Source organism: Protofrankia sp. CiP1_Cm_nod3 (genome assembly GCF_982290655.1).
On the sequence record NZ_CEVIVD010000002.1, the window covers coordinates 106,030 to 120,996 of the forward strand.

Here is a 14,967-nt window from a genome sequence, read left to right on the forward strand (position 1 = left end):
TGCCGACCGGACACGCCTGACCGGCCTGGCGCTCGCCGCCGGTCTCGTCGACGTCGGGATCACCGCGGTCCGGCTGTCATCGGCGGGCCCGGGCAGCGCCTCCGGCCAGCCCCTCCTCGACGTCCTCACCGCGCGCCGGCATGCCCCGGCCGGCTCAGCCGGCTCAGCTGGACGGGGCCCCGCCGGGCCGAGCCGGGACACGCCGGCCGAACCCACACCGACGCTGTAGCCGGGTTGGCCGTAGCCGGATTGGCTGTAGCCGGGGTACGGCGCCCCGGCGCAGGTGGCCGCCACCGTGGGTCAGGCGGCAGGCCCCGCGCGCCAGCCCGCGTACCGGCCGCTGGCCACCGCCGTGCGCCGACCGCTCCTGTCCGGTCGGCGCACGGCGCAGGAGGCTCGGCCGGCCCGGCGGGGCCGCGCCGATCACTGTGCCGACGACAGGACGGTGGCTGTCGCGGTGGGTGTAATGGGCGTAATGGGCGCGGTATCCAGGGGGTAGACGGCTTCCTGCGGTGCCGCCGCGGGGGTGCCCAGCAGACGGATCATCTTCTCGTGCCAGGCCCGGTGCAGGCAGAACGCCAGCCCCTGCCAGCCGTCCCGCCAGCCGCTCCTGAACACGTACATGTAGACGAACGTCACCACCATCTTGCAGGGCAGCAGGGGGAGGACGACGTCGCGGGCGATGGCCCGCGACAGCGGCCTGCTGCTCGTCGCCCGGTCGGGGCCGAGCACCCGCCGGAGCTGCCGCAACGGTCCGCTAGACGTGCCGCGGCGGCGTGCCTCCAGCTCCGCGTAGGTGATGTGTTTGTGCAGCCAGCAGGCCAGGCCCTTGCTGTCCTGGTCGATGACGTCGTGTTCGAGGGGCAGGATCGTGCCGTTGACCGACGGGCGTTCGCTGAACTCCTCGGCGGTGGCGAACGAGGCGGACCGCCGGTCGAGCAGCCGGGCCTGCCAGCTGTTGGCGTACCACCCGCAGTGGGCTATCCAGCGGCCGAGGAAGAAGAACCGGCGCCGGTGGGTGTAGGCGGCGCAGTCCTCCCGGCCGAGCCGTTCGGCGATCTCCGCCGCGAGCGCGACGGGCACCCATTCGTCGGCGTCGAGGAAGTACACCCAGTCGTGCTGGACGCCGGGCTGGCGCATGGCCCATTCGCGCTGGCCGGCAAAGCCGCGCCAGGGCTGTTCCCACACGGTGGCGCCCAGCTCCCGGGCGATCTGCGGTGTCCCGTCGGTGGAGCCGGAGTCGACGACCACCACCTGGGCGCACCAGCCGGCCGAGCGGACCGCCCGGGCGATGTCCCGGCGTTCGTCCCGGGCCAGGATGATCGCGGTGACCGGCACGGACCCCGGTGGCGGCGTGAGCGCCGCGCCGGCTGTGGCGGGGGCCGCGTACGGCACCGGCGACCGGGACGGCCGCGCCGCGGGCCGGATCATGACGTCGCCTCCGTCGCGCCCAGCATCCAGTCGAAGTAACGGTCACGGTCGAACGGGTTGCCCGGCTCCGGTGGCACCCGGGTCTCCAGCGCCCGCCGGATCGCGTCGGCGATGTCGTCCGGATGCTCCTGGGTGAACGGTACGAGGGCGCCGCCGGCGACCTCCCGGTTGTGCGGCGTGTCATGGGCGACGACCGGCTGCGCCGCCAGCCGTGCCTCGGCCAGCGGGTAGCCGAACGACTCGATGCGGGTGGGGTAGATGGTCGCCCACGACCGCCGGCGGTACCGCGCCACCTCGGTGTGCGTGATCCGGCCGATGAAACGCAGATGGCGCGCGTCGCCGAGCCCTTCGGCACGCGCCTCCCACGGGGTCGCGGTGACCAGCACCTCGATCTCCGTCCGGTGGCCGCGCCGGACGATGTCCACCGCCTCGTCGACGGTCCGCAGGATGTCGCCCATCCGCTTCCACCGGGCGAAGAGCACCGGGCACAGGAAGACCTCGGGCCTGCGGCCGGTGACCGGTTCGGGTGCCATCGACAGCGGGTTCGGGCGTACCGAGATGCGCGACGACAGATCCGGGGCGGTCATGGCGACCCGCCGGGCCATGCCGGTGGTCGGCACCACGATCATGTCCGAGCGGCGGGCGGCCTGGCGCACCACCTGGGCCTGCCACGGGATCTCCCGGTCGACCCGGCCGCCGAGCTTCCTGATCTCCTCGGGATCCAGGAAGTGCTGCGGCTGGTGGAGCAGCAGCCAGCGCCGGGCCGGCGTCACCACGAACCCGACGTTGTTGAGGGAGACCACCCGGCGGTGCCTCCACGGCCGTTCGCGCTGGATCAGCCAGGCCGGGCTGACCGGCTGGTCCCGGCCGATGACGCGGACGTCCGGGCGACGGTTGTCCACGAGATAGCTCTCGAGCTCGAGAAGCAGCCGCCGGGCGCCGCCCATCCGCGCGCCCGCGCAGTCGACGAGGACGGTGCCGGTGTTCTCAGTCTTCATGTTCTCTGGTTCTCATGTGTGTTCCCGGTTTTCTCGGGTGGGCCGGTACCCGGGTTCTCAGGCCGCTTTTTCCGGCGCGCCGAGCAGCCAGTTGAAATAGCGGTCCGGGTCGAACGGGTTGACCGGCTCCGGGACGAAGGTGGTGTTCAGGGCGCGGTGGATGGCCGCGGCGATTTCCGCCGGCTCCTCCCGCTGGTACGGGACGAGGACGGGACCGGCGATGTCACGGTTGTGCGCGATGTTGCGCGCCACCACCGGCAGCGCGGCCAGCCGCGCCTCGGCCAGCGGATATCCGAACGACTCGATCCGCGTCGGGTAGATCAGCGCCCGGCACCGGTTCTGGTGGTGCGTCAGCTCCTGCGGTGTCAGCCGGCCGACGAAGTCCAGGCGGCCGGTGGGGCCGAGCCCGTCGGCGGTGGCCTCCTCGCGGGTGGCGGTGACGACGACCCGCAGGTCGGCGCCGGTTTCGGCGGCCAGCGTCGTGACCGCCTGGTCGACCAGGCGCAGTAACGTCGCCATGGCCTTCCACGGCGAGAACAGCACCGGGCACAGCAGCAGGTGCGGCTCGCGCGGCTGGGCGGGGGCGGCCTGCGGCATCGACAGCGGATGCGGGCGGACGGTCAGCCGGGACACCAGGTCCGGGACCGCGTCGAGAACCCGTTCGGCCATGCTGGCGGCCGGTACGACCACGAAGTCGGCGCGGCGGGCGGCCTGCCGGACGATCCTGGTCTGACGGGCCATGCGGGAGTCCAGCCGGGTGCCGATGAGCTCCAGTTCGGCCGGCCGGAGAAAGTGCAGCGGATTGCGCAGCAGCACGTAACGCGAGCCGGCGGTCGCCGCGAACCCGACGTTGTTCAGGGAGATCACCCGGGCGAACCGCCCCAGCCGTTCCCGCCGGGCGAGCCAGGTCGCGGTGATCGGCCGGTCGCGTCCGATCACCCGGACGTTGGGGCGCTCGACCCTGGCCAGATGCCCGTCGAGCTCGAGCAGGAAACGCAGCGCGCCGCCCATGCGGGCACCGGCGCAGTCGACGAGGACGGGTCCGTCGTCCGCCGGCGGCGGCGTCCCCGTGGTTCCGAATCCGGTTGTGACGTCCATGATCGCCCCACTTCTCTCCTCGGCCGGCCCGGAGAACTCCCGGCCCGGCAATCGGATGGCCCGGAAAACACCCGGTCCGGAAGGCCTCCGGTCCGGGAGCCGGCCGGTTGTGCGAACTGGCGGTTCCACGGGAACGGGAGGGTCCCGGAAACCCGCCGGCGGCGGCCGGGTGAGCCGGCCGGGCCGCTTCGGGTCATGTGCCGGGCACGTCGGCGCTCCCGGGTGCCCACCGCTGTTCCCGCGCTTCCCGCGTTTCCCGCGCCGGTGGCCGGGCCGGCTGGTAACGCTGGTCCACCGTCACCCCCTTGCCGCGGGCGCTCAGCAGCGTTTCCGGGGGGACGACGGTCACCGACACCCGCAGCCGGTCGCCCACCCGTTCCTGCAGGAGGCGGCGGGCCCGGGCCAGGTCGCCGGCCCCCGGCGGCCGGGCGGCGGCCACCCGCAGCTCCACCTCGCCGCGGCGCTCCTGACGGAACTGGAACCGGTCGAAGACGGCGAAGGCGCTGTCGTGGAAGTTCAGGGCCGCGGTGGAGATGGGCTCGTCGTCCGCCCCGTAGACCAGGGACTGGTCCCAGCGCCCGCGGACGTCGGTGAGCACCGGGAACGACGAGCCGCACACGCAGCGGGCGCCGTGCGGGCCGGCGGGCAGCAGGGTGCCGGCGTCCTCGGTGTCATAGCGCACCAGCGGCATGGCGGCGTTGGTCATCCCGGTGCCGACGATCCGTCCGTCGACGACCTCGGTGAGGCCGTAGGTGGGGGCGAGATGGTAGGCGCCGGGGCGGGCGGGGCACTCACCGGCGAACACCACCTTCTCGCTCTGCCCGTACCAGCGGACCACCGGTGCCGCGAAGACCTCCCGGAAGAGCGCCACCTGCCAGTCGAAGGCCCCTTCGCTGGCCAGCAGCACCGCGCGGACGCGGCTGAGCGCGCGGTGCGGCCCGGTCCGCGCCACCCAGTGGGCGAACGGCGTGACCGCCGACGGGTACCCCCAGATGGCCACCGGGCGGAAGTCGCCGAGCCGCTCCAGCAGATCGGCGAAGGTCCGGTCCGACAGGTGGAACGGGGAGACCAGGAAGTGGTTGTACGTCGGCTGGAACAGGACGGGCCGGCCGGCGAAGCCCGCGCCGAGGCTGCCGCCCCGGAAAGTGATCTTCGGGTCGGTCGGCCGCACCCCCGCCCGTCCCCACACGTGGGCGATGTGGGCCCACTCGGTGAAGAACGACGCGTAGGAGATCCGCAGGTCCAGCGGCTGCCCGCCGGTGCCGCCGGTGGTGACCCGCCGGGCGGGCACCCGAGGGCCGGTGAAGGAGCCGGCAAGGCCGCGGACGGTCTCCTTGCCCAGCACCGGAAGCCCGTCGAGCCGGCCCTCCAGGCAGGCCTGGAGATACTCCGGGCGTTCCCGGTAGTACGGCACCGACCGGCCCCAGCGCCGGTGGAACCGGGCCAGCCGGGACACCTGCCACTGGTGGACCTCGGCCGCGTCGGCCGCCTCCAGCCTGGCGAGCGTGCGCAGGTGGCCGCGCACCAGCGGGCTGGCGCAGGCGGCGTCGAACACGGCGGCGGCCGCCCGGGAGCCGAACACCGAGCCCGCCCGCGCCGGGACCGCCCGCGCGGCCGCCTTGGCGGCCGTCCGGGAACACGTCCATGCGGACGCCGGTGGGGACGCCGGTGGGACCGCCCGGGCCCGGGTCATCGGGCCACCGCCGGCGGTGGCCGATGTTCGACGTACCCCTGCCAGGCGAAGTGCGGCTCGGCCCGCAGGACCGTCTCGACCGGCAGTGAGCCGAGGCGTCCCTGCCACGGGCCGTGGTCGGAGATGATCTCGATGTCACGCCAGTCACCACGGGCGAGTGGCAGGGCGCGGCAGGTGAACGCCTGGCGGACCACGGGCACCCGGTCGGGGTCGAAGCCGAACAGGTACGTCGCGGCCGCGTCGACCGCGGCCGGCGTGGTCCCGCAGGCCAGTAACCGGGCGGGCAGCGGGTCGGGGTTCATCGGGCCGTTGCGCTGCCCGGCGATCACCCCGTCCACGATGACGATGTGCCGCCGGCCCGGGTCCGGGGTGTCGGCCACGGTGCCGTCCGGCCGGCCGTACTCCAGGATCTTGTTCAGGTCGAGGCACATGCGCCACACCGTGTCGTTGCCCCACCAGTTACCGCTGCGTACCACGGTGTCGCCGTCCCCGAACAGCTGGCTGCCGCGGTGGCGGGCCAGCCGCAGCATGCCGCCGCCCAGGCGGGGGGAGAGCATGGCCACCCGGCGCAGCCTGGTGGCCGCGGCCCGCTCGAGCGAGTGCCGGGAGCTGCGGCTGGGATGCTCGTCGCCGCCGGTGCCGGGCCGGCCCTCGGTGTGGTGCGGTAACCAGTTCTTGTCCGCGTTGATCCCGACCAGGTTCTTCAGGGCGAGGGTGATCCCGGCCTTCTTGTGGCTTTTCAGCTTGGGGAGGTTCACCACGAGGTCGGCCCGCAGGGCCGTGCCGGAGAGCAGGTACTCGTGCCGGCCGCCGCTGTGGTGGGAGTTCACCACCCGGCTGTCGTAGTCGGCCCCGTAGTAGCGGCCCGCGCCGCCGTGGCCGACGAACTCGCTGGCCGCGGCGAGGTCGAAGGCGATCGCGCCGCCGGGGTCGCCCGGCAGCCGGCGGCGGGCCACCACGACGTCGTCGACCGTGGTCCACTCCTCCTGGCGCAGGTCGACCAGGTCGAGGCGCAGCCCGCGTTCCCGGTAGAACCGGCGCAGCTCGTCCAGGCCGAGCAGGCTCACGATCGCCGTGAAGGACGAGTCGGTCTGCGGCGCGTCGGCGATCACCACCCGGCCGGCGCTCCCGACCGCGGCGAACGCGTAGTCGGCGACGGCGCGCACCACGGAGCCGTGGGTGAGCACGTACCGCCAGCCCTGCGGGTCCCGCGGGTGGCGCTCACGTACCAGGTTGGGCTTGAGCACGACCGTCCCGCCCGGGGGGACGAGGCCGGCCAGCGGGTTCCAGCGTGCGGTGTCCACGTTCGCCGCGTCCAGCCCGGCCAGTGCCAGGGCCCGGCGGACGCCGGCGTACACCGGGTTCGCCGCCGGGCCGAGGTGCCCGTGCGCGTACTCGGGATACGCGGTGTCCGGGGAGAAGGGGACGACGTCGGGATAGGACGCCGTCCGCGTCCGCGTGACCGCCACCCGGTACGGGGCGGTGATGTTCTCTGGCATTCCCGGCATGTCCGGCCTTATCGGTAGGAGTGCCTCGGCCGTGGGGGTGCCGCCACGGCCGAGGCGGTCGGGTGTCGCGCGTACCGGCCTGCGAGTGGATGGTCGGTAGATAGCGGACGGTGGTGCATCTAACCTCAGAGTAACGACTCTACTACGGAATGCGAGGACTGGATCGGGTGTGTCGTATCACCGGGAAGCCGCGCCCTGGTCGGGGTGTGGCGGCACTGCGCGCGTTCGGGGCTGGCGCGTCGGTGCTGCCGGTGTCGTCGGTTCCGCACCTTTCTCGAGCACAATGTGTGACATGATGAACTCCATACGTAATGATCGTCGCGCGCGGCGGGCCGGTCATGCGGGCCATACCGGCCAGGCCGGTGACGTTCTGCTACTTGCCCCGTCGCTGGGACTCGGCGGCGGCATCGAGCGCTACCTCGCCACGGTCGAACGGGCACTCGACGGGTCGGGCGCGCGGGTACGCAGGGTGGACCTGCTGGCCCCCGGCCGCCGCCCCACGCTTGCGGCAAAGGCCGACTTCGCCGCCCGCGCCGTGCTCGCCGCGCGGCGCCACGCGCCCATCCGCTGCCTGCTGGTGGGGCATCCCGGCCTCATCCCGGTGGCGGCGGCGGTCACGGCCGCGGCCCGGCCGTCGCGCTCGTTCGTCGCGTTCTACGGCACCGACATCTGGGGCACCCGGCCGCTGTCCCGGACACTGCTCACCAGGCTCTCCCGGGCCCGGCCGCTGACGATCAGCAGCTTCAGCGCGGGCGCCATGCTGTCGCTGGGCGTCCCCGCGGTGCTGCCGCCCGGCATCGACCCCGGCTGGCGGCAGACCCTGCTGCGCACCCCGCGGCCGGCCGCGGCGGACCGCGTCCCGGTGGTGCTCACCGTCTGCCGGCTGCCGGAGTGGCGCGGCAAGGGCGTGGCGGAGCTGGTCGAGGCGACCCGCCGGGCACGCGAGCGCGTCGGCGCGGTGCGCCTGGTCGTGGCGGGCCAGGGCCCGGCGCCCACCGAGCTCGTCGACCTGCTCGCCCGGGCGGACACCGAGCTGTACGTCTCGCCGCCCGACGCGCAGCTGGCGCGGCTCTACGGGGCCGCCGACCTGTTCGCGCTGTGCACCCGGACCAGGGTGCGCACACCCAGCAGCGGGGAGGGCTTCGGCATCGTGCTGGTCGAGGCGCAGCTCGCCGGCTGCCCGGTCGTCGCGCCGTTCTCCGGCGGCTCGTCCGACGCCTACGTCGCCGGGATGACCGGCTGGTCACCGGTGGACGAGTCCGCCCCGGCCCTGGCCGAGCTGCTGGGACAGGTGCTGTCGGACCGGGGCCGGCTGGCCGAGTCCGGCGGGCGGGCGCGCGAATGGGCACGGATGGTGACCGACCCGGAGGCCTACGCCGAGCAGACCCGCCGGATCCTCCTCGGCCGGGACGCGCCGGCCCCGGCCGAGGAGGCCCGTCCCGGCGTCCTGGCGGGCTGAGCGCTCCTCATGACGACGACACCGGGACGTCGCGGTGACGGCCGTGACGGCCTGGCGGTCGTTCAGTTCCGCGGGACGCTGCCGCCGCGCGTGGGGACGGGCTCACCGCTGCCCGCCGGGCGCGGCGGCCGCGGCGGGCGCGGCACGTTGCTCACCGCTGCCCGCCGGGCGCGGCGGGCGCGACATGTTGCTCATGGTCACGCTCGCCGCGTGCGGCGGCCAGGTCGGCGTCCACCATCATCGCGACCAGGGCGCGGAAGTCGACGGCCGGCCGCCAGCCCAGCAGGTCCCGCGCCCTGGACGCGTCCCCGACGAGCACGTCGACCTCGGCGGGCCGCAGGAAGCGCGGGTCCTGGACGACGTACGGGCCCCAGTCGGCTATGCCGACGTGGCCGAACGCGACGTCGAGCAGGTCGCGCACCGAATGCGTCTTCCCGGTGGCGATGACGTAGTCCTCGGGAGTGTCGCGCTGGAGCATCCGCCACATGGCGTCGACGTAGTCGCCGGCGAACCCCCAGTCCCGCCGCGCGTCGAGGTTGCCCAGCGCGATCTTCTCCTGCGCCCCGAGCGCGATCCGGGCGACCCCTCGGGTGATCTTCCTGGTCACGAACTCGGTGCCCCGGCGCGGGCTCTCGTGGTTGAACAGGATGCCGGACACGGCGTGGGCGCCGTACGACTCGCGGTAGTTGACGGTGATGTAGTGGCCGAAGGTCTTCGCGACCCCGTAGGGGGAGCGCGGGTGGAAGGCGGTGGTCTCCCGCTGCGGGGTCTCGCGCACCTTGCCGAACATCTCCGAGCTCGACGCCTGGTAGAAGCGGACGCGCGACATCTCGTCCGAGGTGGCTATCCGGATCGCCTCGAGCATCCGCAGGACGCCGATGCCGGTCGTCTCCCCGGTCAGCTCCGCCTGCCGCCAGGACAGGCCGACGAAGGAGATCGCGCCCAGGTTGTAGACCTCGTCGGGCTGGGCGGTCTCGACCGCGCCGATCAGGGACGGCAGGTCGGTCAGGTCGCCCTCCAGGAGACGGACCCCGGGCAGTATCTTCTCGACCACGGCGACCTTCGGGTTCGACTGGCCGCGGACCAGGCCGAACACCTCGTAGCCCTTGCTGAGCAGAAGCTCGCCCAGGTACAGCCCGTCCTGGCCGGTGATGCCGGTGATCAGAGCGTGTGGCATGCGGTGACACCCTCTTTCTGTTACTTCAAGTACGCGATATATTGCGCATAGTAGTGAACCCGCATCGTTCCATCGTCACCGCACGTAGGGGAACAGTCTGATGTCCACCGAGATCTCCACCGATCTGCGATACCGCAACGCCGGCAACAAGATCCTTCTCGACCTGATCCGCCGGGAGCCCGGCCGGGCGCTCGACTGCGGCTGCGGGGCCGGTGACAACGCGCGGCTGCTGGCCGCACGCGGGTGGAGCGTCACCGGGATCACCAACGACCCGGCCGAACTGGCGGCGGCGGAGCAGGTGTGCGAGACCGTCCACCTGCACGACCTCACCAAGGGGCTGCCCTTCGCCGCGGACGGCTCCTACGACCTGGTGCTGCTCTCCCACGTCCTGGAGCACCTCGCCGACCCCGCCGGGCTGCTGGCGGAGGCCCGGCGGGTCGTCGCCGAGGACGGGCTGGTGGCGGTGGCCCTGCCCAACGTCCTGCACTACAGCCAGCGGGCCAAGTTCGTCCGCGGCCGGTTCGAATACACCCGGACCGGCGTGATGGACGCCACCCACCTGCGGTTCTTCACCTTCGACTCCGCCCTGCGAATGGTCCGTGACAGTGGTCTGGACGTGGTCACGACGCTGCCGGACGGCGGGCTGCCCTGGTGGCGGCTGCGCAACGTGCTGTCGTCGAGCGTGACCGGGCGGCTCGACCGGTGGGCGGCCCGGCGGCGGCCGAACCTGCTGTGCGCGCAGGCGGTGTTCCTGGCCCGGCCGCTGCCGAGCTGGGCGGCGTGAGCCGGCCGGGCGCCCGGCCGCGCGGCGTGGGCCACCTGGCGGCGTGACCCGCGCCGGGCGCCCCGGCTCCGGCCTACCGCCGCCAGTAAGCGCCACAGGCGTCGATCCGGACGAGAGGGGCGTCGATGCCCTGGGCCGCCCGGAAGTCCTCGACCGCGCGGCGGCAGCCCTCGACCGCACCGTAGTCGTCGATGATGCAGAAGCCGCCGTCGGACAGCTTTGGGTAGAGCGTGGTCAGGGCCTCGATCGTGCTGGAGTACATGTCGCCGTCCAGGCGCATGAGCGCGAGCCTGTCGATCGGCGCACCCGGCAGCGTCTCGGAGAACCAGCCGGGCAGGAAGCGCACCTGGTCGTCGAGCAGCCCATACCGGCGGAAGTTGTCCCGGACCTCTGCCAGCGGGACGACGAGCTCGGCCACCGTGTGGTGCCGGTCGCCGGTGTCGGCGGGATAACGGCCGGGATCGGGCTCCGGCAGCCCCGAGAACGAGTCCGCGACCCACACTATGCGGTCCTCGACCCCGTGGGCGGCGAGTATTCCCCGCATCAGGATGCACGAACCGCCCCGCCAGACACCGGTTTCGATCAGATCCCCGGGAACGTTGTCGCGCAGAATCGTCTCGACGCATTCCTGGAGGTTGTCCAGACGTTTGGCGCCTACCATGGTGTGCGCGAGTCGGGGCCAGTCCTGGCCGTTGCGGCGAACCTCGGGGGAGACGATTCTCGCCACCGAGAGATTCCGCCGCTCGAGCAGCCGCTGCAGAATCCGGGCGCTGCGGCGCCCGCGCCAGACCGCGCCGTCCCGTCCGTCCCACAACGAGAAGGAAAGCACCTCCTTCAGCAGATGGACATACCGTTGCGGAAGTTCCTCTCCAACGGTCGGTGACACGTCGAGATCCGTCATCTCTGTCATTCCTTCTTTTCTTCTCCGGGGATACTTCTCTTTTCCGGGGTGCGGATGCCGTCGGGTGGGCGGCTTTTCCGGGATGTGGTTCTCCGGGGGCGCGCGCGGCCGACCGGCCGAGGCGGTGTCAGGACCAGGACACCCAGCGGGCGGGACGGGGCTCGTCGGGCAGGGGCACCGCCTCGGCGGGCATGCGCAGCAGCCCGTCGACAAGACCGTGGAAGGCGAGCAGGCAGGAGGCGTACCCGCGCCTGCGCACGGCGTCCTTCACGGCGGTGCCGGGCACCAGGACCAGCATCGACCACAGCGTCACCAGCGCCGTGCGCAGTGCCCAGCCCCGGGCCCGGACGAACCACAGCCTGTTGCGGACGCTGTAGTAGATGTACCGGCCGGCCGGGATCGTCCCGCCACTGGCGTGCCAGGCCCGCGCCGGGCTGAGCATGACGCGCCAGCCGGCCTCCCGGGCACGGTGGCAGAAGTCGGCATCCTCGAAACCGAGGAAGTAGCGTCCGTCCATCGGCACGTCCCGGTGACATTCGGCCTTGATGAACATGGCTGCGCCGGTGACCCATTCGGCCTCGCACGGCTGGCCGACGGACGGCGTTCGCAGTACCCTCGGCGCGGCGAGGAAACGGGTGAGAACAGCGGCGCCCGACTGCAGCCCCCGAGCGTTGACCAGCGTCGGGCCGACCACACCGACCCGGTCGGTGGCCAGCAGGTCCAGGCACGCCCCGATCGTCGCGTCATCCATCCGGATGTCGTTGTTGAGCAGTAGATAGCAGGACGCCGTCGGATAGACCCGGGTGGCGTGCTGAAAACCGCCGGCGAAACCGAGATTGCGGGACGGGACTATCCAGGAAATCTCCGCGGGAATGCCCGCGGGGCGTTCCGACAGATCGTTGGCCACCACCACCACCCGATGCAGCAGCGCGCTGCGGTCCAGTTCGCAGGCGAGTTCGACGGTGGGCTCGGCCGGCCCCCAGTGCACGATGACCGCGATGTTCCTCATAGCTGATTCCTCATGACTGGTTCCTCATGACCGCTCCGCGGAAGCGGGGCGGTTCGGCGCGGTGTCGCGGCGGTTCGGCGCGGTGCGCCGCAGCACCGCGCCGAACATCAGTGCCGCGGACAGGGTGTAGATGACGATCGACATGGCGGCGATCAGCGCGAGATTTCCGGTGGGCACGGTCACACACAGGCCGACGACGGTCAGCGCAGCCGCCAGCGCCTGCGTCCCGTACACGCTGCGCTGACCGGACAGGCTCAGCAGCGCGTGGATCAGCAGGTAGTCCGCGGACAGCGGGATCGCCGCGAGGACGAGCGCCCGGGTCGGCGCCACCGCGGGTAGGAACTCCCGACCATAACAGAGGGTAATCAATTCGGGGGCGAGGAGCATGACCGGCAGGGCCACCCCGGCCGCGACGCCGAGCGCCCACCTCACCCCGCGTCGGATCAGCAGGCGCTGCTGGTTCAGGCCGTGGGCGTGCCGCAGCCGGCTGAAGGCGAGCATCCCGACCGCCTGGCCGAGCGCGGTACAGGTCAGGCTGGCGGTGGCCGCGACACCGTAGAACGCGACGTCGGAAGTGGGCCGGGCGGCAGCGACCACCACCGAGTCGAGCCGGTAGATCACCTGCGCCCCGATGGCCGTGGGCAACGCCGCGACAGCGCCCCGCACGAGCGCCCGGGACGGCAGGAAGCGGGCTGGCCGGCGTGGCGTGCCCGGCTCGCCGAGGGTCCGCGCCAGCATCACCACCGCCGGGACGGCGACGCCCACCCCCGAGCACAACAGCCAGACACCGACCTCGCGGGTGCCCGCGCGCCACGCCACGACCAGCAGGAACAGGCCCGCCAGCGAGGGCAGCAGCCGTACGAGCTGGAACTCGCCGGTCATCCGTGACCGGCGCTGGGCCATCCCGGAGGCCAGCGACGCGGCTACCGCCCCGGCGGTGGCCGCCGCCGCCCCGATGACCCCGTACCCGTCCAGCCAGGGCTGGGCCCCGACGCCCGCGAGCGTCCCGAACAGCGCGGCCGCCACCAGCGCGACGACGGCGACCTGCGCCAGCAGCGGGCCGGCGAGGTCGCGGTCGCTGCCACGGCCGGTCACCACCGCCTGTGTCACGCCGAGGGTCAGCACGACCGCCGCCACCCCCGACATCGTCTGGGTGGCCACGAACGCGCCCCGGGCGGTCGGCCCGAGAACACGCGCGGTCACGATCCCCGAGGCCAGCCCGATCAGGATCGCGGCGGCGTTGCCCGCGGCGACCGCGATCCCCGACGGCATGCCCGGGCGCGCGAGCGTGGCCAGCCGCCGGGGCCGCCGGTGCCGGGCCGTGGACGGCCTGCCGAGGGCCGTGACGGGAGGGCCTGCGGTGGGGCCCACGGCGGGGCTGGCGACGGTGCTCATGACGGGGTCTGCGGTGGGGCTCGCAGCGGGGCCCACGGCGGGGCTGGCGACGGTGCTCATGACGGGGCCGTCGGCCCGGGCGTCCTGCGTCGTCACGGCACGGCGTTCGGGGTAGCCGTGCCGTCCGTGCCGTTCGGGGTGTTCGGGGTGTTCGTGCCGCTCGGGGTGCCGGGTGCGGTGTGGTCCGGCGGCCGGGCGCCGCCGCGGGTCACCGCCGGTCCCGCGGGTACGGCCGGTCCCGCCGGTCCCGCCGGTCCCGCCGGTCCCGCCGGTCCCGCCGGCTCTGCCGGTCCCGCCGGCTCTGCCGGTCCCGCCTGCCCAGCCTGCCCAGCCGACACGGTTGCCGTTGCGTCCGCTGCTGCCGCCGCGGCGGCGGCGAGGACGTGCGCCGAGGTGACCAGGCCGCCGTCCGCCTGCCCGGCCGTGCCGGCGGCGGCATCGCGCAGGCGGCGGTGGAACTCGCGTACGGCCGCCTCATGCCCCTTGTCCTGGCGTCCCTGCCAGACGGTACGGCCACCGACGGTAAGCGACCGGAAGTCGTCGAGGACGAGGTGCGTGCCGCTGGCCAGCGCCTCCAGGCGCTCCTTGCCGATACCCGCCGGGCGCGCGGAGGAGTAGACGATCACCGAGGCCGACTGGTCGGCGTGCCCGAGCACGACCGTCACGTCGTCGGCGAGCAGTGCGCCCCCGCGTCCGGCCGGATGTGCCCGCACCGACACGATCTCCGACGGGTTCAGGAACGCGCAGGTGTCGACGAAGTGGCAGACCTCCCCGAGCAGCCGCCCGCCCTGGCGGCGGTCGGCGTACCAGTGCCCGTCCGCGACCTTCCCGGCCGCTACCCGGTAGATCAGGGTGAGCGGGGACGTCCGGGCGTCGAGGTGTTCCCGGGCGAGCCGGGCCGCGGGTGACCAGCGCCGGTTGAAGCCGGTGAACAGGACGCCGTCGGAGCGGCTGGCGGCGTCCGCCACCGCCCGCAGCTCGTCGAAGGACAGCGCGAGCGGCTTCTCGCACCAGACGTGCCGGCCGGCCTCCAGCGCCTGTACGACCAGGTCGGCGTGGGCGTCGTGCGGGGTCGCGATGACCACCACGTCGACGTCGGGATCGTCGATGACGGCGTCCGGGCCGCCGGCGATCCTCGTGAAGCCGGCGCGCTCCCCGAAGCGTCGGGCACGCAGGCCACCGGCTGAGCCGACCGTGACGAAGCGGTCGAAGCCCGCGGCCCGGAAGGCGGGCAGCAGCACGGTGGCGGAGAAGGCGCCGGCGCCGATCCAGCCGATGCCGTAGCCCCGCCCGGCGGCCCGAGCGCTGTCGCTGTGTGTGCTGTCGCTGTGTGTGCTGCCGTCGGGTGTGCTGTCGTGTGTGCTGCCGTCGGGTGTGCCACTGCCTGCGCGGGCGGCGCGGGCGGCGCGGCGTGCCCCGGCCGGCCCGGGGAGGGTGGGCAGCCCGCCGGCGGCCCGGGAGAGCCCGGCCGCCAGGGAGGAGCCGGGCAGCCGCAGCGGCAGGGACAACCGGGA

The 14,967-nt window shown here is 73.5% G+C and carries 13 protein-coding genes; 3 read left to right on the forward strand and 10 right to left on the reverse strand.

Annotated elements, in window-relative coordinates; translation table 11 throughout:
* On the forward strand, window positions 1-229 hold a 229-nt coding region (locus tag AC5LUJ_RS01345), incomplete at its 5' end, for a hypothetical protein (protein WP_493464343.1).
* A gap of 194 nt (window positions 230-423) precedes the next feature.
* On the opposite strand, the gene AC5LUJ_RS01350 is transcribed toward AC5LUJ_RS01345, so the two are convergent.
* From AC5LUJ_RS01350 to AC5LUJ_RS01370, 5 genes are all read right to left on the reverse strand, one after another.
* Window positions 424-1,431 carry a glycosyltransferase family 2 protein gene (locus tag AC5LUJ_RS01350; RefSeq protein WP_250281195.1) on the reverse strand — a complete coding sequence of 336 codons (1,008 nt, stop codon included), beginning with the start codon at window positions 1,429-1,431 and terminating at the stop codon, window positions 424-426.
* On the reverse strand, window positions 1,428-2,429 hold the full coding sequence (locus AC5LUJ_RS01355; RefSeq protein WP_250281198.1) for a glycosyltransferase: 1,002 nt from the start codon (window positions 2,427-2,429) through the stop codon (window positions 1,428-1,430). The genes AC5LUJ_RS01350 and AC5LUJ_RS01355 overlap by 4 nt, the downstream gene beginning before the upstream one ends.
* 57 nt (window positions 2,430-2,486) lie before the next feature.
* Window positions 2,487-3,527 (reverse strand): glycosyltransferase, encoded by a 1,041-nt coding sequence (locus tag AC5LUJ_RS01360; RefSeq protein WP_250281200.1) that lies wholly within the window; start codon window positions 3,525-3,527, stop codon window positions 2,487-2,489.
* A 193-nt stretch (window positions 3,528-3,720) separates the two neighbouring features.
* On the reverse strand, window positions 3,721-5,220 hold the full coding sequence (locus AC5LUJ_RS01365; RefSeq protein ID WP_250281203.1) for a phenylacetate--CoA ligase family protein: 1,500 nt from the start codon (window positions 5,218-5,220) through the stop codon (window positions 3,721-3,723).
* Window positions 5,217-6,728: a DUF362 domain-containing protein gene (locus AC5LUJ_RS01370; protein WP_250281205.1), complete on the reverse strand. Its 1,512-nt coding sequence runs from the start codon at window positions 6,726-6,728 to the stop codon at window positions 5,217-5,219. The genes AC5LUJ_RS01365 and AC5LUJ_RS01370 overlap by 4 nt, the downstream gene beginning before the upstream one ends.
* Window positions 6,729-7,020: 292 nt before the next feature.
* Here AC5LUJ_RS01370 and AC5LUJ_RS01375 point away from each other — a divergent pair, with 292 nt between their 5' ends.
* Window positions 7,021-8,187 (forward strand): glycosyltransferase family 4 protein, encoded by a 1,167-nt coding sequence (locus AC5LUJ_RS01375; protein WP_250281206.1) that lies wholly within the window; start codon window positions 7,021-7,023, stop codon window positions 8,185-8,187.
* A gap of 151 nt (window positions 8,188-8,338) precedes the next feature.
* Here the strand turns inward: AC5LUJ_RS01375 and gmd are convergent, their stop codons facing one another.
* A complete protein-coding gene (gmd, locus tag AC5LUJ_RS01380) occupies window positions 8,339-9,364 on the reverse strand; it encodes a GDP-mannose 4,6-dehydratase (RefSeq protein ID WP_250281208.1) in 1,026 nt (341 codons plus the stop codon).
* 100 nt (window positions 9,365-9,464) lie between these two features.
* On the opposite strand from gmd, the gene AC5LUJ_RS01385 reads away from it, so the two are divergent.
* Entirely contained in the window at window positions 9,465-10,148 is a 684-nt protein-coding gene (locus tag AC5LUJ_RS01385) for a class I SAM-dependent methyltransferase (RefSeq protein WP_493464344.1), read from the forward strand.
* Between the two features lie 73 nt (window positions 10,149-10,221).
* Here AC5LUJ_RS01385 and AC5LUJ_RS01390 read toward each other — a convergent pair whose 3' ends face one another.
* The 4 genes from AC5LUJ_RS01390 to AC5LUJ_RS01405 all read right to left on the reverse strand — a co-directional run.
* Complete coding sequence (locus AC5LUJ_RS01390) at window positions 10,222-11,058, reverse strand: TylF/MycF family methyltransferase (protein WP_250285899.1); 837 nt, start codon at window positions 11,056-11,058, stop codon at window positions 10,222-10,224.
* A 118-nt stretch (window positions 11,059-11,176) separates the two neighbouring features.
* Window positions 11,177-12,058, reverse strand: coding sequence for a glycosyltransferase (locus AC5LUJ_RS01395; RefSeq protein WP_250285900.1), 882 nt, complete (start codon window positions 12,056-12,058; stop codon window positions 11,177-11,179).
* 24 nt (window positions 12,059-12,082) lie between these two features.
* Complete coding sequence (locus tag AC5LUJ_RS01400) at window positions 12,083-13,453, reverse strand: lipopolysaccharide biosynthesis protein (RefSeq protein WP_250290660.1); 1,371 nt, start codon at window positions 13,451-13,453, stop codon at window positions 12,083-12,085.
* 92 nt (window positions 13,454-13,545) lie between these two features.
* The coding region (locus tag AC5LUJ_RS01405) for a Gfo/Idh/MocA family protein (protein WP_493464345.1) at window positions 13,546-14,967 on the reverse strand (1,422 nt) is incomplete at its 5' end.